Annotated in this window: 19 protein-coding genes; 9 read left to right on the top strand and 10 right to left on the bottom strand. The window is 48.6% G+C overall.

What is annotated here, in order from left to right:
* From gpsA to OA57_RS05645, 4 genes are all read right to left on the bottom strand, one after another.
* The gene (gpsA, locus tag OA57_RS05660) at positions 1-1,026 is read right to left on the bottom strand and encodes an NAD(P)H-dependent glycerol-3-phosphate dehydrogenase (protein WP_034614714.1); all 1,026 of its coding nucleotides are present in this window, start codon (positions 1,024-1,026) and stop codon (positions 1-3) included.
* Between the two features lie 121 nt (positions 1,027-1,147).
* Positions 1,148-1,654, bottom strand: coding sequence for a protein-export chaperone SecB (secB, locus tag OA57_RS05655; protein ID WP_034614711.1), 507 nt, complete (start codon positions 1,652-1,654; stop codon positions 1,148-1,150).
* A gap of 35 nt (positions 1,655-1,689) precedes the next feature.
* Positions 1,690-2,130: a rhodanese-like domain-containing protein gene (locus tag OA57_RS05650; protein WP_034614707.1), complete on the bottom strand. Its 441-nt coding sequence runs from the start codon at positions 2,128-2,130 to the stop codon at positions 1,690-1,692.
* A gap of 200 nt (positions 2,131-2,330) precedes the next feature.
* Positions 2,331-3,014, bottom strand: coding sequence for a 2,3-diphosphoglycerate-dependent phosphoglycerate mutase (locus OA57_RS05645; RefSeq protein WP_034614703.1), 684 nt, complete (start codon positions 3,012-3,014; stop codon positions 2,331-2,333).
* 214 nt (positions 3,015-3,228) lie between these two features.
* On the opposite strand from OA57_RS05645, the gene envC reads away from it, so the two are divergent.
* Together envC and OA57_RS05635 are read left to right on the top strand one after the other, a co-directional pair.
* Positions 3,229-4,446, top strand: coding sequence for a murein hydrolase activator EnvC (envC, locus tag OA57_RS05640; RefSeq protein WP_052122407.1), 1,218 nt, complete (start codon positions 3,229-3,231; stop codon positions 4,444-4,446).
* A gap of 133 nt (positions 4,447-4,579) precedes the next feature.
* Complete coding sequence (locus OA57_RS05635) at positions 4,580-5,359, top strand: divergent polysaccharide deacetylase family protein (protein ID WP_235424649.1); 780 nt, start codon at positions 4,580-4,582, stop codon at positions 5,357-5,359.
* Between the two features lie 19 nt (positions 5,360-5,378).
* Here the strand turns inward: OA57_RS05635 and OA57_RS05630 are convergent, their stop codons facing one another.
* Both OA57_RS05630 and OA57_RS05625 read right to left on the bottom strand, forming a co-directional pair.
* A complete protein-coding gene (locus tag OA57_RS05630; protein ID WP_034614696.1) occupies positions 5,379-6,425 on the bottom strand; it encodes an NADP(H)-dependent aldo-keto reductase in 1,047 nt (348 codons plus the stop codon).
* A 74-nt stretch (positions 6,426-6,499) separates the two neighbouring features.
* Positions 6,500-7,315: an alpha/beta hydrolase gene (locus tag OA57_RS05625; protein ID WP_052122397.1), complete on the bottom strand. Its 816-nt coding sequence runs from the start codon at positions 7,313-7,315 to the stop codon at positions 6,500-6,502.
* 186 nt (positions 7,316-7,501) lie between these two features.
* On the opposite strand from OA57_RS05625, the gene OA57_RS05620 reads away from it, so the two are divergent.
* Positions 7,502-9,664: a FepA family TonB-dependent siderophore receptor gene (locus OA57_RS05620; protein WP_034614691.1), complete on the top strand. Its 2,163-nt coding sequence runs from the start codon at positions 7,502-7,504 to the stop codon at positions 9,662-9,664.
* A 58-nt stretch (positions 9,665-9,722) separates the two neighbouring features.
* Here OA57_RS05620 and srmB read toward each other — a convergent pair whose 3' ends face one another.
* Entirely contained in the window at positions 9,723-11,081 is a 1,359-nt protein-coding gene (gene srmB, locus OA57_RS05615; protein WP_052122396.1) for an ATP-dependent RNA helicase SrmB, read from the bottom strand.
* A gap of 162 nt (positions 11,082-11,243) precedes the next feature.
* Here srmB and OA57_RS05610 point away from each other — a divergent pair, with 162 nt between their 5' ends.
* The gene (locus OA57_RS05610) at positions 11,244-11,966 is read left to right on the top strand and encodes a tRNA1(Val) (adenine(37)-N6)-methyltransferase (protein WP_034614688.1); all 723 of its coding nucleotides are present in this window, start codon (positions 11,244-11,246) and stop codon (positions 11,964-11,966) included.
* Between the two features lie 41 nt (positions 11,967-12,007).
* Here the strand turns inward: OA57_RS05610 and pnuC are convergent, their stop codons facing one another.
* Entirely contained in the window at positions 12,008-12,733 is a 726-nt protein-coding gene (pnuC, locus tag OA57_RS05605) for a nicotinamide riboside transporter PnuC (protein ID WP_235424638.1), read from the bottom strand.
* 207 nt (positions 12,734-12,940) lie between these two features.
* Here pnuC and rapA point away from each other — a divergent pair, with 207 nt between their 5' ends.
* The 3 genes from rapA (at position 12,941) to uvrD (ending at position 18,923) form a co-directional block, all read left to right on the top strand.
* On the top strand, positions 12,941-15,853 hold the full coding sequence (rapA, locus tag OA57_RS05600) for an RNA polymerase-associated protein RapA (RefSeq protein WP_034614681.1): 2,913 nt from the start codon (positions 12,941-12,943) through the stop codon (positions 15,851-15,853).
* 6 nt (positions 15,854-15,859) lie between these two features.
* The gene (rluA, locus tag OA57_RS05595) at positions 15,860-16,519 is read left to right on the top strand and encodes a bifunctional tRNA pseudouridine(32) synthase/23S rRNA pseudouridine(746) synthase RluA (protein WP_034614679.1); all 660 of its coding nucleotides are present in this window, start codon (positions 15,860-15,862) and stop codon (positions 16,517-16,519) included.
* A gap of 223 nt (positions 16,520-16,742) precedes the next feature.
* Positions 16,743-18,923, top strand: coding sequence for a DNA helicase II (gene uvrD, locus OA57_RS05590; protein ID WP_034614676.1), 2,181 nt, complete (start codon positions 16,743-16,745; stop codon positions 18,921-18,923).
* A 151-nt stretch (positions 18,924-19,074) separates the two neighbouring features.
* Here the strand turns inward: uvrD and mazG are convergent, their stop codons facing one another.
* Positions 19,075-19,773: a nucleoside triphosphate pyrophosphohydrolase gene (gene mazG, locus OA57_RS05585; RefSeq protein WP_052122395.1), complete on the bottom strand. Its 699-nt coding sequence runs from the start codon at positions 19,771-19,773 to the stop codon at positions 19,075-19,077.
* Between the two features lie 96 nt (positions 19,774-19,869).
* Positions 19,870-20,082, bottom strand: coding sequence for a 50S ribosomal protein L31 (gene rpmE, locus OA57_RS05580; protein WP_034614673.1), 213 nt, complete (start codon positions 20,080-20,082; stop codon positions 19,870-19,872).
* 216 nt (positions 20,083-20,298) lie between these two features.
* Between rpmE and priA the strand changes: the two genes are divergently transcribed.
* Together priA and ftsN are read left to right on the top strand one after the other, a co-directional pair.
* Positions 20,299-22,518 (top strand): primosomal protein N', encoded by a 2,220-nt coding sequence (priA, locus tag OA57_RS05575; protein ID WP_034614671.1) that lies wholly within the window; start codon positions 20,299-20,301, stop codon positions 22,516-22,518.
* 98 nt (positions 22,519-22,616) lie between these two features.
* A complete protein-coding gene (gene ftsN / locus OA57_RS05570; protein ID WP_034614666.1) occupies positions 22,617-23,411 on the top strand; it encodes a cell division protein FtsN in 795 nt (264 codons plus the stop codon).
* Positions 23,412-23,615 lie beyond the last annotated feature (204 nt).

Below are 23,615 nucleotides of genomic sequence, written 5' to 3'. Positions count from 1 at the left end.
TCACGCTCTCGTATATTCTTCTTTGCGTTCGCGTCCCAGCAATGCGATTGCTGCGTCGCGGGCATCTTTACCGCAGAACAACACTTGGTAAATCTGTTCGGTAATCGGCATTTCGATCCCTTGCCGTTGTGCCAGTAAATGCGTTTCCTTGGTATTGTAAAATCCTTCGACCACTTGTCCGATATTGTCTAACGACTGTTGCGCACCGAAACCCTGTCCGAGCATTAAACCGAAACGGCGGTTGCGGGATTGGTTATCGGTACAGGTCAACACCAGATCACCGAGACCGGCCATTCCCATAAACGTTGCCGGCGCTGCGCCCAATGATAAGCCCAAGCGGGTGATTTCAGCAATACCGCGAGTGATAAGTGCGGTTCGGGCATTGGCGCCGAAGCCCATACCGTCGGAAATACCGGCGCCGATGGCAATCACGTTTTTCACTGCGCCGCCCAGTTGTACGCCGATCATATCGTTATTGATATAAACACGGAAATGTTTACTGCAATGAATACGGGTTTGTACTTCACTTGCAAATTGCTCGTCGTTTGAGGCCAACGCAATGGCGGTCGGCATTCCGTTTGCCAATTCTTTGGCAAAGGTCGGGCCGGATAACACGGCTAACGGATAACGGCTGCCGAGTTGTTCTTTTACCACTTCTTGCAATAAACGTCCGCTGTCTCTTTCAAGCCCTTTGGTCGCCCAGATCAGACGACTGTCGTCACGCAGCAGCGGTTTGATTTGCGCAATGACATCACCGAAAACATGGCTCGGCACGACCAGCAGAATATCGCGTGATGCGGCAATGGCCTTGCCCAAATTCGGTTCGATAACCAACGAGTCCGGAAAAATAATTTCCGGCAGAAATTCGCCGTTTTGCCGCTCGTCAGCCAAACGTTGCAGATGTCCGGCGTGATGACCCCAGAGATAAGTCGGATAACCGTTGCGTGAAAAAGCAATCGCCAAGGCAGTGCCGAAAGAACCGGCGCCGAGTACGGTGATAGGGCTGTTGGTCAGTGCGGTTTGCATGGTTTTTTCCTCTGTCTTATAAGTCTGATCTATAACACAATGACTCTATTCTAAAACAAAATCGCAGGATATTGCCTGCGATTTGTGTGATAAAAACCAACTATTTTGAAAATATTGAATTTTAGTGGGTCTGCGTTTCCGCACTTTGTTCGACAGCGTCTTGCTGCGCTTGCAGTTGTTGCATGAATAAGGCATCGAAATTGACCGGTGACAGGTTCAATGCCGGGAAAGTGCCGCGATTGACCAGGCTGGCAATTAGTTCGCGGGCATACGGGAACAGCATATTAGGGCATTGAGCGGTCAAGCAGTGAGCCAGTTGAACGCCTTCCAAGCCTAACACGGTGAACACGCCGGCTTGTTTGACTTCGCAGATAAACGCCACTTCTTCGCTCTCTTCCAGTGTGGTTTCCACCGTCAAATTCAGGCAGACTTCATACAAACCTTCCGCCAACTCGACAGTTTCAGTATTCAGATCGAATTTCAAATTTGGTTTCCATTCCTGTTGGAAAATGGTCGGTAAATTTGGCGCTTCGAACGAAACGTCTTTCACGTAAATGCGTTGGATTTGCAGGGTCGGTTGCACCGCTTGTTCTTCATTGTTTGCTGCTTGAGTATTTTCGTCAGCCATTGTCTGCTCCCTTGAATATGATAGATATAAAAATATTAGTGTTTAACCAGCGGTAAATTTGCCGCTTTCCAACCGCTGATGCCTTCTTTTAAACTGTAAATCGGGTTAAAGCCTTGCTTGTGCAGTTGGTTTGCCAATGATTCCGAACCCAGCCCGCCGGCATCGGCAACGATTAACGGCACGTTTTTGTGTTTTTCCAATACTGCGGCATTGCGGTTTTTAATTTCGCTCGGCAAGACTTGTACGCTGCCGATAATATGGCCGCGCTGGAATTCGTCCAGCGTTCTGACGTCAACCACCACGGCGTTTTCTTTGTTGATCAGTTGGGTCAGTTGTGAATTATCGATCACTTTCACTGCTGAGGTCGCCGATTTGGCAAAGGTGACAATGACACCGATAAATACGATAACCCAAGCCGCAACCATAATAGTGTGATTACCGGCAAATTCGACAGCCTTAGGGATAAAATCTTCCATTTAAAATCTCAATCCGTAAAAATAGTAGTGAGTAAAAGAGTGCTAAGTATAACCGCTCTTGTGTGGTTTAACCAAATAAAACTGGGGCGGGATCGGTTAAATTGTAGCGCGTCGGGCGAAAATATCGGCAGCCGACAAACTAAAGAACCGCACTTTGCGAAAAAGTGCGGTTTGGTCGGGATAAAATCAGGTCGTAAAAATTACAGGTAGTATTTTTTCACGACTTTCAGATTATCGTCCAATTGATATACTAACGGCTGACCGGTCGGGATTTCCAGATCCATAATATCCGCATCGGAAATGCCTTCGATATGTTTTGCCAAAGCACGCAAGGAATTGCCGTGAGCTGTGACTAAAACGCGTTGTCCGCTTAATAAAGCCGGTGCGATTTGATCTTCCCAGAAAGGCAATACGCGCTCTAATGTCACTTTCAAGTTTTCACCGTCCGGCACGACATCGCTCGGCAAATGGGCGTAGCGGCGATCATTGTGGGCGGAATTCGGATCGTCTTGCGCCAACAACGGTGGCAGAGTGTCGTAAGAACGACGCCAGATATGCACTTGCTCGTCACCGTATTTTTCAGCGGTGGCTTTTTTGTCCAGACCTTGCAATTCGCCGTAGTGACGCTCGTTCAAACGCCAGTTTTTGACTTGCGGGATCCACAGCTGCTCGGATTCTTCCAACACGATATTACAGGTTTTGATTGCACGGGTTAAAACGGATGTGAACGCAATATCGAATTCAAAACCGGCTTCTTTTAATTTTTGACCTGCGGATTTGGCTTCTTCAATGCCGCGTTCTGTCAGGTTGACGTCACGCCAGCCGGTAAACAGATTTTTTGCATTCCACTCACTGAAACCGTGACGAATGAATACTAATTCCATAAAAAAGTTCTCCTGTTGTTTTAAGGTGTTCAAAAATTATTGGCTAAATCGTGTGGCATTTATAGCAAATATTTGTTGAAGTTTAAATAGAAAAACCGGATCTTTGCTGATATTCTGCCGGGAACGGCTGATCTTTTGCCGAGAAGCGATTAAAATGTATGAATTTTGTAATCATCAGGTCAAACGGGAGTTACATTCGGTGCCGGTACGGGATATGAAACGCATTTTCTTATTTTTATTTGCCATTGCAGCGTGCAACGTTGTGGTGAGCGTTACAGCGTATGCCAATCAGCAGGATTTGTCCGAAGTGCGGCAGCAGATTAAACGACAGCAACAGCAGTTGTCGCAACAACGCAAAGAGCAAAACCGTTTGCAGCAAGAGTTGAAAAAACAGGAAAACAGCATCAACAATGTGTTGGGAGAGTTGCGCAAAACCGAGCAGGAACTGGACGAATTGCGGCGCAGCATTCGTGAAACCGACAAGCAGATCGCACAGCTGGAAAAGCAATTGGCGGCACAAAAACAGAAATTGGCGGAACAGTTGGATTCCGCCTATCGTGCCGGGTTAAATCCGTCGGTGGTGGAAAAAATGTTGTCGGAAAAAGCGCAGGTCAGTGATCGGATGCTGGCGTATTATCAGCAATTTAATCGCTCCCGTCTTGAATTAATCGAATCGATTCAACAGACGCGGAGCAGTTTGACGGAACAAAAAGCCGAAGCCCAACAACAGCAGAAACAGCAACAGGCGATTTTAAGCAAGCAGAAACAGTCGCAATCGTCATTACAAAAAACGCAGAACGAGCGCAAATCGACCCTGACAAAACTGGATCGTTCGATTAAACAGGGTGAAAACCGCTTAGATGTGCTGAAAGAGAATGAAAACAGCCTGAAACGCTCGATTGCTCAGGCGGAAGCGCGCGCCAAAAAACGTGAGCAGGAAGAATTGGCGGCGTATCAGCGCAAAAAAGCCGAACAAGAGAAAAAGAGCGAGAAGCCGTATCAGCCGACCGAAAATGAAAAAAATCTGACCCGAAAAGCCAACGGCTTGGGCGCCGGCAAGAAACAGTATGCGATGCCGACGAACGGCAGCATTGGCAATCGTTTCGGTTCGGTGCAAATGGGGGAATTGCGCTGGAAAGGGATTGTGATCAACAGCAGTTCGGGCGCTGCGGTGAAAGCGATTGCCGACGGACGGGTGATTTTGTCCGACTGGCTGCAAGGTTACGGTTTAGTGGTGGTGGTCGATCACGGTGGCGGCGATATGAGCCTGTACGGTTACAATCAGCGTTTGAGCGTGCAAAACGGGCAATACGTTAAACGCGGGCAGAAGATTGCCGAAGTCGGCAACAGCGGCGGACAAGGCAAGCCGTCACTCTATTTTGAGATCCGTCGCAAAGGCAATCCGGTTAATCCGTTGAATTGGGTGAAATAGTGGAAAAAATAACAGCAAATAAACAGGGTTTTTACGACAATCCGCAGGCAAGATTAGAAGAAAAAATCGACGGGACGGTAGGGCGATAATGAAACCAATCCAAAAAACCGCACTTTGTCTTTTTTTCCTGCTGATGATCAACAGTAGCCGGGCGGCACGTCTGGCAATCGTGATTGACGATATCGGCTATCGGGCGGACGATCAAAAAATTTATCAGTTGCCGAAAGAGATTTCGGTGGCGATTATTCCGTCGGCGCCAAATGCCGCGGCACGGGCGAAGCAGGCGAAACAGCAGGGGCGTGATATTTTGATTCATCAGCCGATGCAGCCGAAGGCCAATATGCGGCTGGAAAAAGAGGGCTTGCGTTTGGGCATGTCGGCACGGCAAGTGACGGAAAAAATCGATTATGCCCGTCGGCAAGTGCCTTATGCCATCGGACTGAACAATCACATGGGCAGTGCCGCTACCGCCGACCGCACTTTGATGAACCATTTAATGCGGAATTTGGCGCAGCATAAATTATTTTTTCTCGATAGCCGTACCATCGGCAGCAGTGTGGCAAGCAAAGTCGCCAAAGAACATGGCGTGATTGCGCTTGATCGCCATATTTTCCTTGACGATAGCGATGAATATGCCGACGTTCAGCGCCAGTTCAGGTTGGCGCTGCAATATGCCCGTAAACACGGGACGGCGATTGTGATCGGCCATCCGCGTAAAAATACCATTCGTGTCTTACAGCAAGGTCTTGCCAATTTACCGCAAGATATCCAACTGGTCGGCATGGGCAGTTTGTGGCGTAATGAAAAAGTGATTCCGCCGAAGCCGTTCATTCTGTTGTTTCATGATCTGCCGGCATCGACTTCGATTGAGCCGTTCGTTAAATATCCGTTGCTACGCGGCGTGCCGGAATAGACACGCCCTTAAAGCGCCGTTACGGGCAAGGATTACTGATTTCCGCATGAACCGCATTGATTTGGGCGAGGATCTCATCGTTTAAGCGCACGTTGACACTGGCGATATTCTCTTTTAACTGTTCCTGCGTGGTTGCGCCAATAATATTACTGGCGACAAACGATTGTTGATTGACAAAGGCAAGTGCAAGTGCGGTCAGGCTGATGCCCGCCTGTTCGGCAATTTCGGCATAGCGTTCCACCGCTTCGAAGCCCTTCGGTTTGGTGTAGCGTTTAAAACGTTCAAACAGGGTTAGACGCCCTTTTTCGGGCCACGGCTGAGTGCGGTATTTGCCGCTCAACAGCCCGAATGCCAGCGGTGAATAGGCAAGCAGCCCGACTTGTTCACGTAATGAAATTTCGCTTAATCCCACTTCATAGCTGCGGTTGAGCAGGTTGTAAGGATTTTGCACCGACACCACGCGCGGCAGGCTTAATTCCCGCTGTAAGCGCAGACATTCCATGACACCCCACGGCGTATCGTTGGACAAGCCGAAATGGCGGATTTTTCCTTGCTGTTGTAAAGTTTGCAGCGCCTCCAGGCTTTCTTGTAACGGGGTAATATCATCGGCTTCATCAAGTGCGGTCAGGCCGAGTTGACCAAAGAAATTGACTTGGCGCTCCGGCCAGTGCAGCTGATACAGATCCAGATAATCGGTTTGCAGCCGTTTCAGGCTGGCATTACAGGCGGCGATGATCTGCTCACGGCTGAAACGGGAACCGCCGCGGATATAATTTTGGTTATCGTTGGCGCGAGACGGACCGGCGATTTTGCTGGCGACAATCAGCTTGTCGCGCGGCTGTTTCGTCAGCCAGCTGCCGATATAGGTTTCGGTTTTGCCGTAGGTTGAGCCGTTTGGCGGCACCGGATACATTTCGGCGGTATCAATAAAATTCACCCCTTGTGCCACGGCGTAATCTAATTGACGGTGCGCTTCGGCTTCGCTGTTTTGTTCGCCGAAGGTCATCGTGCCCAAACAGATTAAACTGACGTGTAAATCGGTGTTGCCCAGTTGTCGGTATTGCATGTTTGCTTTCCTTATTTTCAGATATAAACAACAAAACTATAACAAATTTTTTGATCGGGTTGTGGTTGAAACGCTTATTTTTTCGTTTGCTGCGCTTTTTGCACCGCCAGTTTTAATGCGACAACCGCACTTCCGCCGTGGTTGGTTTTCGGAATCAGCTTAAAATCACTGATGACGCCTTGTTGCGCCAATTGTTGCCGTAACGCTTGTACGTTCAGAATATTGTGCCGCTTGGTAATGCGCTGAATGCGGGCAGCGTCTTGAGCGGGATCCGCCTGCGGATTGGCTTCATATTCGCTCAGGGTAAACAGGATTGACGCTGTTTTAAGTTGTTCAACGTCGGCTTTACGCTGTTGCAAAATAGTGCCGTTGCCCCACCATAATGACGGGCTGGCAAGGGTGTAATCGTCAAACAAGTGCGGTTTGTTCAGCAAGGCATATAACCCGAACAAGCCGCCGAACGAGTGTCCGAAAAACAGGGTGTGTTGCGGGTGCAATGCGTATTGCTGTTGTAATTGCTGCGGTAATTCGGCGATAAAATCGAGAAAATCCGCCGCCTTGCCGCCATTAGCAAATTCTTCTCCGTCTGCAGCAAAGGTGTAATCCCGTGTCCGTTCTGTGACGGCATAGGCTTGCTCGATCGGATAGCCGATGGCGACAATGGTCGGCAACGGCAATTCGGGATCAACGGCTTGCAAGGCTGCGGTGAAGTGGGCGTTGCCGTCCAATAAATACAGCAGGTTTCCATTATTCGCTTGTTTTGGTGTAGCGATAAACAGACGGTAGGAATGGTGATTGAAAGTGCGGTCCAGCTGCTCGAGTTGAAACAGGGATTCGCTCGTGTTTACCGCACTTGGCTGACGTTCCGCTGTAGAGGGCATGGCGATCATAAATAATCCATATAAAAAGTACAGGAATTTTCTTATAAATATCATATTGATACTGTTTTGCGCTGTAGTCTGAAAAGAATGTTAAAAATAATAATAGTTCGCATTGACCATTTGGTATTGATTATCATATCATGTTTTTGCTTTACAAAACCAACCGATATGAATATTAAAAGTAAGGAACACAACATGCAGTTTGTCAAAAATAAAATTACAGCAGGAATGCTGCTGGCATTCAGCCCGTTGCTTTATGCCGATGAGCCGGCGAGCGGGGAAGAGACGGTGTTGGCGCAAATCACGGTCACTGCCGAGCAACAATTGAAGCAATCGTTAGGTGTCAGCCAGCTGTCGGCAGACGAAATCGCGAAAAGTGCGGTCACTAACGATGTATCCGAACTGGTGCGCAAGATGCCGGGCGTCAACTTGACCGGGAATACGGCGACGGGGCAGCGCGGCAATAACCGCCAGATTGATATTCGCGGCATGGGGCCGGAAAATACGCTGATTTTAATTGACGGTAAGCCGGTTACTTCACGTAATTCGGTGCGTTACAGCTGGCGCGGACAGCGCGATACCCGTGGCGATTCCAACTGGGTGCCGGTGGAAGAGATTGAGTCGATTGAAGTGCTGCGCGGGCCGGCAGCGGCACGTTACGGTTCCGGGGCGGCAGGCGGCGTGGTGAATATCACGACCAAAAAAATCAGCGAAAAATTGAGCGGCGCATTGACTTATTACACCAATCAGCCGTTCGACAGCAAAGAGGGCGCAACAAACCGTGTCGGCTTTAACCTGAACGGACCGATTGTCGATGATGTGTTGTCATTCCGTCTTTACGGCAATTTGAATAAAACCGGTGCCGATGCACAGGAGATCAATACCTTACAAAACGGTTCCAATGCCGCCGGTCGGGAGGGGGTGCGCAATCGTGATATCGCCGGACGACTGGCATGGAAAATCAGCCCGCAGCAGTCAGTGACCGTTGATACGTCTTACAGCCGTCAGGGCAATATTTATGCCGGCGATACTCAACATAACAATCCGACCGAGTTGACACAAAGCCTGTACGGTAGTGAGACCAACCGTATGTACCGCCAAAGTTATTCGATTATGCACGACGGCGATTGGGCTTGGGGAACCAGTAAACTCACCGCAAGTTATGAAAAAACGCGCAATACCCGTTTGCTGGAAGGGCTGGCCGGTGGGCCTGAAGGGCGGATTATGGACGAAAACGGCGAGCTGGTTTATACCGACAGCACGCTGAAAAGTTCCCGCCTTGCCGCTGAAATCAGCGTGCCGTTTGAGTGGTTTGTGCCGCAAGCGGTCACCGTCGGTGCGGAATTCAATCACGACAGCCTGCAAGATCCGGCGTCTATGCGACAAGCATTTGCTGCACGGGCGAATTTTATCGGTTTGAACAATTTGAATAAAGGCAAAACTTCACAGGATAATTTCTCCGCCTTTATCGAAAATAATATATTACTCAGCGAACAAATCAATTTGATTCCTGCGGTACGTTTCGATCATAACAGCCGCTCCGGCAGTAAAGTCAGCCCGGGCTTGAATGCGTTTTACCATATCAATGACAACTGGACACTGAAAGGCGGTATCGCACAGGCGTATAAAGCGCCGAATCTGTACCAAAGTACGCCGGGTTATTTGTTATTCACCCGCGGAAACGGCTGTCCGATTGGTGATGCAACCCAGTGTTATTTGATAGGCAACAGCAATTTGAAACCGGAAACCAGTATCAATAAAGAATTGGGCGTGGAATATAATCTGCGTGACTGGAGCGCATCATTTGCTTGGTTCCGTAATGATTACCGCAATAAAATCGGGGCCGGCAAAGAATTTTTGCAAAGCGTCAACGGATATCAATTGCTGGAGTGGACGAACATTCCAAGAGCGGTGGTGGAAGGACTGGAAGGCAGTTTGACCATGCCGTTGAGCGATGATTTGAAATGGACCAATAATTTCACCTATATGATCCAAAGCAAGGACAAATCGACCGGCAATCCGTTGTCGATCATTCCGAAATATACCATCAATACCTTCTTGGATTGGCAGATTACACCGAAATGGGATACCCAATTGACGGCAACATTCTACGGTCGGCAAAAACCGCGTCAATATGCGGAGAACCGAACTGAAAATAGCAATGGTCTTGATCATTCAGTCTTGGGCAGCTATACCTTGGTAGGTTTCAATACCGGCTATAAAATCAGCAAAAATGTTGATCTGCGTGTCGGGGTGAATAATATCTTCAATAAGAAACTGTATCGCAGCGGCGCAGGTGCTTCGACTTATAACGAAAGCGGAGCGGCGGTGTACGGCAAACTGGCAATCAGTTTTTAATTGATTGATAACAAAAACAAAATGGGGCGAAAAATGTATTTCGCCCCGTTTCTTTTTATTAAGCATCGGTTGGGATCTTTTTAACCGCACTTTCCGCTGCGGCACGTTGCGGATCGCTCGGTTTGCGGCGTTTTCCGATATTTTTACTGTCGCGATGACGGATTTTGACTTTTTTCTTATCTTGCGATTTTTCGCTTTTTTTCTCTTTTAAACGGGCTTTCTGTTTTTTACTGACTGTTTTTTGATCGCCGTCTTTTGGCGGGTTGGTGCGTGGTTCCAAGCCCTCGACAAGTCGGGATTTCAACGCTTCGGCGGTATAACGGCGGATTTTGCCGAGCAGACGGTAATCATGCCCTTCCACTAGCGAAATCGCATTGCCTTTCTTACCGGCACGGGCGGTGCGCCCGATGCGGTGTAGGTAAGTATCGGCGCTGTACGGAAGATCGTAGTTGAATACATGGCTGATGTCGTCAATGTCGATGCCGCGTGCTGCCACATCGGTAGCAACCAGAATAGTGACCACCCCGTTTTTGAGCTTCTCAATCGCATGGTTACGCTGGGTTTGCGCCATTTCACCTTCCAGATAAGTGCTGCGAATACCGCGTTTACGCAAATCCTCTGATAATTCACGCACATCTTCCCGTTTGCGCACGAACACAATTCCACGCTCGACCTGTTCGTTTTCGATTAAACGAGCCAATAATTTGAATTTGTGTTCTTTGTTGTCGGCGTGATACATCCATTGCTGGATTTTCTTGCGTTCACGCCGGCTGGGATCAGCATCGATTTTCACCGGATCATTCAAAATCCGATCGGCAAAATCAACCAACAGCTCGCCTTCCAATGTCGCCGAAAACAGCAACGTCTGTCTGCGCCAGCGGGTTTCGGCGGAAATGGTCTCCGCATCTTGTCCGAAGCCCATTTGTAGCATTCTGTCCGCTTCGTCGAAAATCAGAATTTCCACCGAACGACAGTCAAAATTTTCTTCTTTGATATATTGCAATAAACGTCCGGGCGTGGCGACCACCAAATCCTGATTTTTATTGAAAATTTCTCCGTGATTTTGGTAAGCAACACCGCCGGTGATGGTGGCGATACTCAATTTGGTATATTTCGCCAGTTCTTTCGCCTGTTCGGCAACCTGCATTGCCAGTTCACGGGTCGGGGTCAATACCAGTACACGCGGGGCGCCCGGTTTGCGGCGTGGAAAATCCAATAAGTGTTGAATCGCAGGCAGTAAAAAAGCGGCGGTTTTGCCCGTGCCGGTCGGGGCGGAGCCGAGAATGTCGCGCGCTTCCAGTGCGTGCGGGATCACTTCCGCCTGAATCATCATCGGGCGCTGATAGTTTTTGTCATGCAGCGCTTTCAGCAGCTCGGGCGCCAGATCAAATGCTTCGAAGTGTTGTGCTGTTGTCATAAATGTCCTCATCTTTGTGTGCGCTGATTATAGCCGTCCTGCGCCGATACCGCACTTGTTTTATGTGAATAAAGTCATTTGGGGTAGAATGGGGCTTGTATTTTTCAGTGTCGATGAAAGCCGATGGTTAAATTTCATTATAAAGAGAAAAGAGAACAATCCATGCAACCATTTCAATTCAAACAATTTTCAGTCGCGCATGATCGTTGTGCGATGAAAGTGGGAACCGACAGTATTTTATTGGGGGCGTGGGCGAATATTGCACAAGTGCGGTCAGTGTTGGATATGGGCTGTGGCAGCGGCTTGCTGGCATTAATGTTGGCACAGCGTTTGGCGGAAAATAATACGAATTACCGAATTGCCGCACTGGAAATCGATCCCGCGGCGGCGCAACAGGCGCAACGGAATAGCCGAAATTCACCATGGGCGGATAAAATTGACGTGGTTAATCAAGATTTGGCGGATTATGTTTTGCAAGCCCGAGCGCACTTTGATCTGATAATCGCCAATCCGCCCTATTTTGCACAAGGTGTGGGCTGTCGCAATCCCGAGCGCCAAACCGCCCGCTATTTAGGGGCGGCGCAGGGGCATTTGCTATGGTTGTCGGCAGCGCAAGATTTGCTCAATTCGGCGGGCAAAATCGCTTTTGTTCTGCCGTATGCCGCCGGTGAAAATCTGTTGGCGCAGCTGGATCAAACCGCACTTTATTGCACGAAAAAGACAGCGGTGATAACCAAACACGGCAAAGCGGCACAGCGCCTGTTGTTGGAATTCGGTTTGATTGAAAGTGAGGTTGCTGTAGACGAAATCGTGGTTTATCAGGCAGATAACCGTTATCACCCTGATTTTATTGCACTGACCCGCGCGTTTTATTTGAAATTTTAATATGAAAAGGCGGACACGGCAGCCCGCCTTTCGATGTGAAATCAGGTGTGTTGCTGGGTTTTCACCATTCTTGCCCAGTTATGGTAGCCGTAAATCGAGTTCCAAAGATACATGATGTACATCACCAACAGCGGCAGACTGGTTTCGCCGTTTTTAATCCACATTGCCGTCCAGAGGCTGATCGTCAGCAAGTTGACGATAATCCACAGAGCCCACTGTTCCCGATAGCGCAAGATCATCAGAATCTGCGCCACAATCGACAGCACCACCGTGACCCCGTCCAGTGCCGGCAAGGCGCTGCCCAGATTATGCAACAGTTGGGTGTAGGCAAATGTGCCGATGGCGGAGGCGGCAATCACAATGCCCCACTGCTTCAGAGTGAGGGCTTTGGCAAGCACTTCATCGTATTCGATTTTATGCGCTACATTTTTGGTGTGCATATGTTTGCGCCACATATAAAAACCGATAAATTGCACCGGCACATACACCAGCAGATTCAGCATCATTTCGCCGTATAATTTGAACGTATAGGAAATGTAGGCATAGCAGGTTACGCTGATAAAGCCGAATATATAGTTGCTGATTTTCCCTTTGCTGACGAAAATCACGCATAAAATGCCGGTGATTGCCGCCACAGTGGCGAGAATCGAATCGGGCTGAACGGCAAAGATCGCAATTTGAATGCTTAGAAAGCAGCTGATCCAGATGATCTCAAAGCGAGTCCAGCCGGAAAAAAGTTCGGTTTTGATTTTTGAAGTTATGCTCATAGTGAAAATACCTTATGAACGAGTGGGTTTTGGAAATTATATATGACATCTTTACATTATCAACCGGATTTTCATTAAAATTTGTATTATTTAAATCCGATTTTACAGATTCAAATTTTTTCTCGCAAAGTCATTAAATAAATCTTAGTATTCCTCTATAATCAGCGCTTTTTTCAAGACGACAAGAAACAAGACAGGACGTAAAGAATGACGGCATTTGCAATAGGACAGCGCTGGGTTAGTGAAAGTGAAAACGGATTGGGACTGGGCGTGGTGATCGGCGTCGATCAGCGCACGGTAGCACTGTTGTTTCCGGCGGCGGACGAACAGCGGGTCTATGCGTTCGCTTCTGCGCCGCTGACACGGGTGGTGTTCGGCATCGGCGATGTGGTGAAGAGTCATCAAGGCTGGCAATTGCAGGTACAAACTATAGAAGAACAGCAGGGCGTTGTCCGCTATCAGGGCATGCGAATCGACAGCGGTGAAAGTGCGGTGTTGGCTGAAATGGAGCTGGATCATAATATTTCGTTCAGTAAGCCGCAAGAGCGGTTGTTTGCCGCCCAAATCGACCGTAACGAACATTTTAATTTGCGTTATCAGGCGTTAATCCATCAACAGGCACAGTTTCAATCTCCATTGCGCGGGCTGCGCGGCATTCGGGCGGGACTGATTCCGCATCAGTTACACATTGCGACCGAAGTCGGCCGCCGCATTGCGCCGCGCGTGCTATTGGCGGACGAAGTCGGATTGGGGAAAACCATCGAAGCCGGTATGATTTTGCAGCAGCAGTTGTTCGGCGGCAAAGCGCAACGGGTGCTGATTTTAGTGCCGGAAACGTTGCAGCATCAGTGGTTGGTCGAAATGTTACGCCGTTTCAACCTTAATTTTTCCTTATTTGATGAAGCGCGCTGTCAGGATTTTGATGGTAATCGTGATCAAAGTGCGGTAGAAAACCCGTTTGATTCTGAATCGCTGCTGATTTGTTCACTGAATTGGCTGGTGCAACAGCCGCAGCGTGCCGAACAGCTTTGTCAGGCGCAATGGGATATGCTGATTGTGGACGAGGCGCACCATTTACAGTGGAGCCAAACGCAGCCGAGTGCGGAATATCGGCTGGTGGCAACATTGGCACAACAGACTCCTGCCGTATTGTTGTTGACCGCAACACCGGAGCAATTGGGGCAGGAAAGCCATTTTGCCCGCCTGAAATTGCTTGATCCGGAACGCTTCTATGATTACGCTGCCTTTGTTGAAGAACAGCAACAATATCAACCGGTTGCCGATGCGGTTAATACGTTATTGAATGAGACGGCGCTCAGCGCACTTGAACAAAACAGCATTGCCGAGTTGCTGTCGGAGCAGGATAGCGAACCGCTGTTTAAAATCATCAATAGCCCGAAATCGTCAAATGAACAGCAACAGGCGGCGCGACAAGAGTTAATCGCCAATCTGATTGACCGCCACGGCACCAGTCGAGTGTTGTTCCGTAATACACGCCAAGGGGTGAAGGGGTTCCCAAACCGCACTTTACATCAGATTAAGCTCGAATTGCCGAAACAGTATCAAAATGCGATGAAAGTTTGGAAAATGCTGGGGGAGGAATTGGCTGAAGACGTGGTGTTTTATCCGGAAATGTTGTTCCAAAAGCTCAATCCGGCGGCGGCATGGTGGGAGTTTGATCCGCGTATCGACTGGCTGATCGCATTTCTGAAAAATCACCGTGACGAAAAAATCCTGCTGATCTGTCAACACGCCAATACCGCCATTCAATTGGAACAGGTGCTGCGCGAAAAAGAAGGCATTCGTGCGGCGGTGTTTCATGAAAAAATGACCATTGTCGAGCGGGATAAGGCGTCCGCTTATTTTGCCCAACACGAGGACGGCGCGCAGATTCTGCTCAGTTCGACCATCGGTTCCGAGGGTCGCAATTTCCAATTTGCCTCGAATTTGGTACTGTTCAATCTGCCGACCGATCCTGATTTGCTGGAGCAGTGTATCGGACGGCTGGATCGAATCGGGCAGCAACATGATATTCAAATTTATGTGCCGTTTTTTGCCGACAGCAGCCAACAGCTTTTGACACAATGGTATCACGACGGCCTGAATGCATTTGAAGAAACCTGCCCGATGGGGGCGACGATTTTCGCCCGCGAGCAAGTGCGGTTACAGGCATTTTTACAACAACAGCCTGATGAGGAATTTGAACGGTTCGTGAAACAGACCCGTCAATGGCAGCAACAACTTAAGCACGAACTGGAACAGGGGCGTGATCGTCTGTTGGAACTCAATTCCAGCGGAGGCGAAAGCGCACAGCGGCTGGCAGAAGAGATTGCGGTGGAAGATGCGGCAACGGATTTAATTCAATTCAGCCTCAGTTTGTTCGATATTATCGGGTTGGAACAGGAAGATTTGGGCGAAAAAAGTATCGTTATCCACCCGACCGGACATATGCTGGTGCCGGATTTCCCGGGGATTAAAGAAGACGGCAGCACGGTCACCTTTGATCGCCGATTGGCTTTAGCCCGTGAAGAGCTGGAATTTTTGACTTGGGATCATCCGATGATCCGCAACGGCATTGATTTGATCACCTCGGGCGATATCGGCAAAAGTGCGGTTTCGCTGCTGATTAACAAGGCGTTGCCTGCCGGCACGCTGTTGGTCGAACTGATTTATGTGGTGGAAGTGCAAGCGCCGTCGTCGCTGCAACTGACCCGATTCCTGCCGCCGACCCCGATCCGTTTGCTGCTTGACGGTAAAGGTAATGATCTCGCCGGCAAAGTGGCGTTCGGCGCTTTGCAAAAACAGCTGAAACCGATCGGCAAAAATATGGCGAACAAAATGGTGAAAATGACACGAAGTGCGGTCGAGCAGGCATTACGGCAAGGAGAAAAACAGATTGAAGCCAAAGCACAGGCGTTAATCGAACAAGCCAAATTTGCCGCAGAACAACAGCTTAACAGCGAATACCAGCGGCTTACCGCACTTCAAGCGGTGAATAAAAATATTCGTCGAGACGAAGTCGACGCACTCGAGCGGCTGCAACAACAGTCGCTGCGGCAATTGCAGCAAGCCTCGTGGCGGCTGGACAGCCTGCGGGTGATCGTCAGCAATAAGGAATAACACAACATGGCATTGATTCATTACGATCCGCCGCTCGAACCGTGGCTGGATATTGTTTATCAAGACAATTACATGGCGGTGATCAATAAACCGAGCGGGCTGTTGTCCGTCCCGGGCAATCGTCCCGAATACCTCGACAGCGCCACCACTCGGGTGCGGCAGAAATTCGGTTTTGCCGAAGCGGCGCATCGACTGGATATGTCGACCAGCGGTATTATTCTGTTTGCGTTAAGTAAAAATGCGGAAAAAGAGCTGAAGCGCCAATTTCGTGAGCGTGAAACCAAAAAGCATTATCAGGCGCTGATTTGGGGGCATCCGCAACGGGAGAGCGGTTTTATCCATTTGCCGCTGGTTTGTGATTGGGAGAACCGCCCACGCCAGAAAATTTGTTATGAACGTGGTAAAAAAGCGGTTACGCATTATGAAATACTGGAACGGTATTCAAATAACACTGCACGTGTTCGCCTGACCCCGATTACCGGTCGTTCGCATCAATTGCGGGTACATATGCTGGCATTGGGACACCCGATATTGGGCGATAAATTCTACGCCCACCCTGCCGCCAAAGCCCTCGCTCCGCGCTTATGCCTGCACGCCGAATCATTGACCATTACTCATCCGATTAACGGCGAGGAGATGACGTTTGAGGTTGCAGCGGAGTTTTAATTGTGGATTTTTTCTTATGGCTACTTTTCTTTGCACAAACAAAGAAAAGTAGGCTCGCCGCTTAGGCGAAAACACGATAGTGAATATAAAAATGAAATGTGTTATTAACAAAACCCAAATCACACTCTCAAAACAAATCCCCCGCCACCATTTCAAAACCCGAAAATCCTGCTATAATCCCCCTGTATAAATAACCAGTAAATTATCAGCAGAACGGCAGAATATGGATATTTCAGAATTATTGGACGGTTTGAACGACAAACAACGGCAAGCGGTGGCTGCGCCGTTAGGCAATTATATGGTACTGGCAGGCGCAGGCAGCGGGAAAACACGGGTGCTGACTCACCGTATCGCATGGTTGGTCGGTGTCGAAAATGTCCCCGAATCGCACATTTTAGCCGTTACCTTTACCAACAAAGCCGCAGCAGAAATGCGCCATCGGATCACCGCCACCTTGCAGCGCAGTAGCGAACAGCCACTGTTCGGTATGTGGATCGGCACTTTTCACAGTATCGCCAACCGCTTATTGCGTGCCCATTATCCCGATGCCAATTTACCACAAGATTTCCAAATTTTAGATTCGGAAGACCAAGTGCGGTTGTTGAAACGCTTGCTGAAACTGCATAATTACGATGAAAAAAACTTTCCGCCAAAACAAGCCTGTTGGTATATCAACAACAAAAAAGACAACGGCTTGCGCCCACATCAGATTGACGATCATCATGATCGCAGCGAACGGGAATGGATTCGAATTTATCAAATATATCAAGATGCCTGCGATCGGGCAGGACTGGTGGATTTTGCCGAATTGTTGCTGCGCGCTTATGAATTGTGGCTGAAAAAACCACTGATTTTGCAACGCTATCAACAACGCTTTCAGCATATTCTGGTGGACGAATTTCAGGATACCAACAATATTCAGTATGCGTGGATCAAATTACTGGCGGGAGAACACGGCAACGTCATGATTGTCGGCGACGACGATCAATCGATCTACGGTTGGCGTGGCGCAAAAATCGAAAATATTCAACGCTTTTTACAGGATTATCCGAAAGCCGAAACCATTCGTTTAGAACAGAATTATCGTTCGACCGCCAATATTTTACAGGCGGCCAACCATTTGATCGCCAATAACAGCGACCGATTGGGCAAGAATCTGTGGACGGAGGGCGACAATGGTGAGCCGGTCGGGATTTACTGTGCATTTAACGAGCTGGACGAAGCGCGCTTTGTGATCTCGCAAATCAAACAATGGCAGGAATACGGCGGTCAATACAGCGATTGCGCAGTATTATACCGCAGTAACAGCCAGTCGCGTGTACTGGAAGAAGCGTTGCTGCAAGCGCAAATTCCGTATCGGATTTACGGCGGAATGCGCTTTTTTGAACGGCAGGAAATTAAAGATGCATTGGCATATCTACGCTTGATTGCCAATCGCAATGATGATGCAGCGTTTGAGCGTGTGGTGAATACCCCACCGCGCGGCATCGGCGACCGTACATTGGATACCTTGCGCCAATTAACAAGAGAGCGAGAAATCACCTTATGGCAAGCGACCAATCTGGCGATCAGCGAAAATAAACTGGCAGGGCGTGCGGCGACCGCACTTTTGCGTTTTATGGAATTGATCAATGCGTTGGCGCAAGACAGCCTCGAAATGCCGCTGTTTGCACAGACTGATTTTGTGATTAAACATTCTGGTTTATATCAGATGTATCAGCAGGAGAAAGGCGAAAAAGGCGAAGTGCGGATCGAAAACTTGGAGGAATTAGTTTCAGCCACGCGCGAATTTATCAAACCGGATGAAGCTGACGAGATGAGCGAACTCAGTGCTTTTTTAACCCATGCGTCACTGGAAGCCGGCGAAGGACAGGCGGATCGCCATCAACCGAGCGTAGAAATGATGACCTTGCATTCTGCCAAAGGGCTGGAATTTCCAAGAGTGTTTATTGTCGGCATGGAAGAAGGCATTTTCCCCAGTCGAATGGCGTTGGAGGAGAGCGGACGGCTGGAAGAAGAGCGGCGTTTGGCGTATGTCGGCATCACCCGTGCTAAAAAACAACTCACTATCAGCCATGCCGAAAGCCGCCGTTTATACGGCAAGGAAGAACGCCATGTGGTTTCTCGCTTTGTGGCGGAATTGCCGGCGGAAAATATTCGAGAAATCCGTTTGCGCGGCACGGTAACCCGCACTTTCAGTTCAAGTGCGGTCAGCCGTAACGGAATTAATTTACTTAATCAAAGTGAATGGAAACCGGGGCAAAAAGTTAGTCATGCTAAATTCGGCAACGGCACAATTATCAATGTCGAAGGCAGCGACAACAACACCCGCCTGCAAATTGCCTTTCAAAATCAGGGCATTAAATGGCTGATTGCGCATTTGGCGAAGTTGGAGAAAATTTAGCCTGTGGTTTAAATAAATAATCGGCGAATATCCCGCTCAAAAACGGATTAAGTATTAGAATAGAAGCCAAGTATTTTGACTAAATTCTTATAATCAGCTATCACCGAAAAACCGGTTTAAATTATTTAAAATACTTGCTTGATCAATATTATTAGGTATTTTTCACTTCAAACTCTCTCGCCGCTTGTTCAAAGCGTTGGTTTTCTTCGCGTAGCAGACTCTCCGCTTGTAAGCCTAATTGGCGGCTGAGGTTGGAAATGGAAAATAGTAGGGAGGAAACTGCACTTTGAGCATTTTGGTTGTCGTGAAGTGCAGTTTTGATTGCGGCCAGTTGCTGCTCCGCTTGGTTTAGGGTTTGCTCGACGGATTGTGTGCCGAAACCCAATTTTTTACCCCGTTTTTGCAGTTTTTCGGCGCGCAATAATGCCGGCAGGGCGTGCGGCACATCGTCTAACAATGAGCTTTGCTGTTTTGCCAACCGCTCTTGCTGTTTTTTGCCTTCCCAGTTTTTTAATGCCTGTTCGCTGTTTTCCGCTTTATTTTCGCCGAAAACGTGCGGGTGGCGGCGAATCAGTTTTTCACATAAGGTTTTGACCACATCATTAAATTCAAAACGTTGGTCTTCTTTGGCAAGCTGGCTGAGGAATATCACCTGTAACAATAAATCGCCCAATTCTTCTTTTAATGCACTGAAATCGGCGGTTTGTAGCGCTTCCACTACTTCGTAGCTTTCTTCCAGCAGATAGGGGATCATGCTTTGGTAATCCTGTTCCAAATCCCATGGGCAGCCGTTTTGCGGATGACGAAGTTGTGCCATGATGTCGAGTAATTGTTGAATTGGTGCGGTCATCATTTTCCCTTATCTGAAAGTGCGGTTGTTGTGGGAATTATAGCAATAAAAAAGCCGATTTCATTGCTGAAATCGGCTTCTTCAAATCAGTTACGATTATTTGCTGCCCGGAATGCTGAAACGTTTGTTGAAACGTTCTACACGACCGCCGGTGTCAACGACACGTTGTTTACCGGTATAGAACGGGTGGCAAACGCCACAGACGTCCAAGTTAATGTCGCGTCCGGCAGTCGAACGTGTTTTGATCACATTACCGCAAGAACAGGTTGCAGTAATTTCTTTGTATTCAGGATGGATACCTTGTTTCATGGAAAACCTCGGATTGAAGCCATATCGCTATCGGAAACCAGTCCGACACCATATGTATTGTTAATAATTATGCGCAGCTGCGCAGGTCTTTTAAAGACGGAAGATTATACAGAATAAAAACCGGTTAAGCAATAGGCGGCGAATGAGCAAAATGGCAAAGTGCGGTCGGAGGACAAATCGGCTATAATGCGACTTTGTTCCATTTTCGAGAATCGTATGCGTTTGATCCGAGTTGCATTGGCAATCCCTTTACCCCGCTATTTTGATTATTGGTTCGATGAATCCGTGTCGCTGCAAATCGGCAGTCGGGTGATCGTGCCTTTCGGGCGACAGGAGCGTGTAGCTATCGTAATTGATTTTCCGACACAAAGTGCGGTGGCGGAAAGTCAATTGAAACCGATTCGGCGTGTCTTAGACGAATGCGGGCTGTTTAATGACGAGCTTTACCGCCTGTTGACATGGGCGGCCGGTTATTACCAAACGGGATTGGGGGAGGTGCTCTTTCAGGCGTTGCCGGTAAAACTGCGGCAGGGCGAGGCAAACCAAAGTGCGGTGCAATCCCGTTGGAAAATCACGCCCGCCGGACAAACCGCACTTGCACAAGGCGACCTAAAACGTGCGAAAAAACAGCAGTTGGCACTGCAACGGCTTGCGGCGGCTGAAAACGGCATTTTGCAAACGGACAGCGAATTGAGTCGGGCAATCTGTCGGACATTGCAAGAAAAAGGCTTGATCATCGGCGAAACGTTGCCTTATCAGCCCGAACTGTGGCAAACCGCACTTGCGACGGCGAACTGGCTGAGGCAGGAAAACAAATTGCGTTTGAACCAACAACAGGCTTTGGCGGTCAGCGCAGTGAACTTTAATCAAGGCTTTCAATGTTGGTTACTGGACGGCGTGACCGGCTCCGGCAAAACTGAAGTATATCTGCATTTGATGGAAAATGTGTTACAGCAGGGGAAACAGGTGCTTCTGCTGATCCCTGAAATCGGCCTGACGCCGCAACTGGTGCGCCATGTGAGCAACCGCTTTAATCTGCCGATTGACGTCTTGCATTCCAATTTGACCGATTCCCAACGTCTATTGGTATGGCAGCGGGCGAAAAACGGCGAAAGTGCGGTTGTCATCGGCACACGATCCGCACTTTTTACTCAATTTCAGGATTTGGGGCTGATTATTTTAGATGAGGAACACGATCTGTCTTATAAGCAGCAAGACGGCGGTTGGCGACACCATGCCCGTGATTTGGCGGTTATGCGGGCGAAAAATAATGCCGTTCCGCTGATTTTGGGCAGTGCAACGCCGAGTTTGGAAAGCTTGGCGAATGTGGAAAACGGCAAATACCGACCGCTAATCTTAAATCAACGGGCAATGAACAGCACGGCATTAAGCCATCGTGTGTTGGATTTGAAAAAACAGCGGGTCGATCGCGGTCTTTCCGAGCAGCTGCTGCATTTAATGCGGCAGCATTTGGAAAGGGGCAACCAAGTGCTGCTGTTTTTAAACCGGCGGGGGTATGCCCCGATTTTGCTGTGCCATGAATGCGGTTGGATTGCCGAATGTTCGCATTGTGATCGTCCTTATACTTACCACAAAAAACAGGCTGTTCTGATTTGCCACCACTGCGAACGAAAAGTAAAAATTCCGCGTCAGTGCCCGATTTGCGGTTCGACGCATCTGATCACCTCCGGAATCGGCACGGAGCAGCTGGAGAATGTATTGGCGGAAAAATTTCCGCAGTACGGTATCGCCCGCCTTGATCGTGACAGCACCGCACGAAAAGGCGTAATGGAGCAACGGCTGGAAGAGATTAAAAGCAAAAAAAGCCAAATTCTTATCGGCACGCAGATGTTGGCAAAAGGACACCATTTTCCGGATGTGACGCTGGTGGCGATGGTGAATATCGACGGTGCGCTGTTTTCGGAAGATTTTCGCAGCGAAGAGCGGTTGGCACAGCTTTATGTGCAGGTGGCAGGGCGTGCCGGACGGAGCGAAAAAGCCGGTGAAGTGGTGCTACAAACCCATTTTCCGCAGCATCCGCTGTTACAAACTTTATTACAGCAGGGTTACGCGCAATTTGCCAAACAAGTGCTGCAACAGCGACAAAGCATGGGCTTGCCGCCGTTTGCTTCACAGGCATTGTTTCGGGCTAAAAGTAAAAACAGCCAAAGTGCGGTTGATTACTTGAGTCAACTGGTGATGTTTTTCGATGACCATGTCAAAAAACAGCAGATTGAGGGATTACAGATTTTGGGGCCGATTGAAGCGTTACAAGCAAAAAAAGCCGGCCAATATCACTGGCATTTGCTGTTACAACACCGATCAAGAGCGGTTTTGCAGCACTGTCTGAACCAATTTGCCGCACACAAGGGCGGATTGAATTTAAACCCGACGGTGCGTTGTATCTTGGACATCGATCCGCAGGATTTCGGCTAGCCGTGATAATAATCGTAAGAGACGCTAGGATTTTGATGGTTTTTTAAGTAAAATCCCCGCTTGTTTATGATGAATGTTAATTTAATAAGGTAATTTGAGTGGTTCAGCGTGATTATGCTGCTCGTGGCAGAACAGTATCGAAAAAGAAAGCAAACAAAGTGAACAAAGGATTATTGTTGACGATTGCTTTGGTCATTGTATCCATTTTTGCAACGGGATTATATTTGTTGAAAGAAAAATCAACCGAGAGCGGTGTGGTTGTCGGAGAAACAGAAAATACAACGGATAATAAGCCGAAAAGCACCTTGCCGAGCCGCCCTGAAGAAGTGTGGAGCTATATTCGCGATCTGGAAACCCGGGAGATTCCGATTGATAATAGTCCGAAAAGTTTGGATAAAGTACAAAATCTGACGGAAGAACAGAAAAAGATTCTGCAAATGCTGGAACGTGACGCACAGGTCACCGAGGTGCCGAAAGTCGATAAAAATGCAGTGGTGCAGTCGACTGTTCAAGCACAAGAAACCGCCAGACAGACTCCGGCGACAATCGAAAAACCGAAACCGCAACCGACACCTCCGACAACAAAAGCGGCGGAGGTTGTACAGGCAAAAACAAAACAAGAGCGTGCCGTTAATTCGGGTTCTTCTGCCGCGAGTAAAACGACAACGCCGACGTCAACCGCGAAATTCGGATTGCAATGCGGTGCGTTTAAAAATCGCGAACAGGCAGAAAACTTGCAGGCAAGGCTGGTAATGGCGGGGTTTGATGCGCGCGTGGCAAGCAGTTCAACCTTTAATCGAATTTTTATCGGGCCGGTCGGCGATCGTGCGGCGGCGAATTCCACATTGCAAAAAGCAAAAAGCGTTGCCGAGTGTGTAGTGGTCGGTATGTAATGACCACACTTTTCGTATACGGGCGAATTGAAAACGGTTGAGAAGAGGTCTCGACCGTTTTACTTTTTACAGTGGCGAAAAAAAGATCAAACGCAAAAAATAGCGATCTTTTTTTATTAAAAGGGGTTGACTTAATTCTTGGGTGCAGTATTATGTGCCTCCTTTCCGCGGCGAAATGCGGAAATTGCTCTTTAACAATTTATC

It is taken from the genome of Chelonobacter oris, from assembly GCF_000772535.1.
Taxonomy (GTDB): domain Bacteria; phylum Pseudomonadota; class Gammaproteobacteria; order Enterobacterales; family Pasteurellaceae; genus Chelonobacter; species Chelonobacter oris.
Note: the sequence above shows the minus strand (reverse complement) of the source record. Positions and strands in the feature narration are given on the sequence as shown.

Excerpts from the sequence above, each read along its gene's own strand:
- gpsA (WP_034614714.1), bottom strand. The coding sequence starts at position 1,026 with ATGCAAACCGCACTGACCAACAGCCCTATCACCGTACTCGGCGCCGGT.
- secB (WP_034614711.1), bottom strand. The coding sequence starts at position 1,654 with ATGGCTGACGAAAATACTCAAGCAGCAAACAATGAAGAACAAGCGGTG.
- OA57_RS05650 (WP_034614707.1), bottom strand. The coding sequence starts at position 2,130 with ATGGAAGATTTTATCCCTAAGGCTGTCGAATTTGCCGGTAATCACACT.
- OA57_RS05645 (WP_034614703.1), bottom strand. The coding sequence starts at position 3,014 with ATGGAATTAGTATTCATTCGTCACGGTTTCAGTGAGTGGAATGCAAAA.
- envC (WP_052122407.1), top strand. The coding sequence starts at position 3,229 with ATGAAACGCATTTTCTTATTTTTATTTGCCATTGCAGCGTGCAACGTT.
- OA57_RS05635 (WP_235424649.1), top strand. The coding sequence starts at position 4,580 with ATGATCAACAGTAGCCGGGCGGCACGTCTGGCAATCGTGATTGACGAT.
- OA57_RS05630 (WP_034614696.1), bottom strand. The coding sequence starts at position 6,425 with ATGCAATACCGACAACTGGGCAACACCGATTTACACGTCAGTTTAATC.
- OA57_RS05625 (WP_052122397.1), bottom strand. The coding sequence starts at position 7,315 with ATGATCGCCATGCCCTCTACAGCGGAACGTCAGCCAAGTGCGGTAAAC.
- OA57_RS05620 (WP_034614691.1), top strand. The coding sequence starts at position 7,502 with ATGCAGTTTGTCAAAAATAAAATTACAGCAGGAATGCTGCTGGCATTC.
- srmB (WP_052122396.1), bottom strand. The coding sequence starts at position 11,081 with ATGACAACAGCACAACACTTCGAAGCATTTGATCTGGCGCCCGAGCTG.
- OA57_RS05610 (WP_034614688.1), top strand. The coding sequence starts at position 11,244 with ATGCAACCATTTCAATTCAAACAATTTTCAGTCGCGCATGATCGTTGT.
- pnuC (WP_235424638.1), bottom strand. The coding sequence starts at position 12,733 with ATGAGCATAACTTCAAAAATCAAAACCGAACTTTTTTCCGGCTGGACT.
- rapA (WP_034614681.1), top strand. The coding sequence starts at position 12,941 with ATGACGGCATTTGCAATAGGACAGCGCTGGGTTAGTGAAAGTGAAAAC.
- rluA (WP_034614679.1), top strand. The coding sequence starts at position 15,860 with ATGGCATTGATTCATTACGATCCGCCGCTCGAACCGTGGCTGGATATT.
- uvrD (WP_034614676.1), top strand. The coding sequence starts at position 16,743 with ATGGATATTTCAGAATTATTGGACGGTTTGAACGACAAACAACGGCAA.
- mazG (WP_052122395.1), bottom strand. The coding sequence starts at position 19,773 with ATGACCGCACCAATTCAACAATTACTCGACATCATGGCACAACTTCGT.
- rpmE (WP_034614673.1), bottom strand. The coding sequence starts at position 20,082 with ATGAAACAAGGTATCCATCCTGAATACAAAGAAATTACTGCAACCTGT.
- priA (WP_034614671.1), top strand. The coding sequence starts at position 20,299 with ATGCGTTTGATCCGAGTTGCATTGGCAATCCCTTTACCCCGCTATTTT.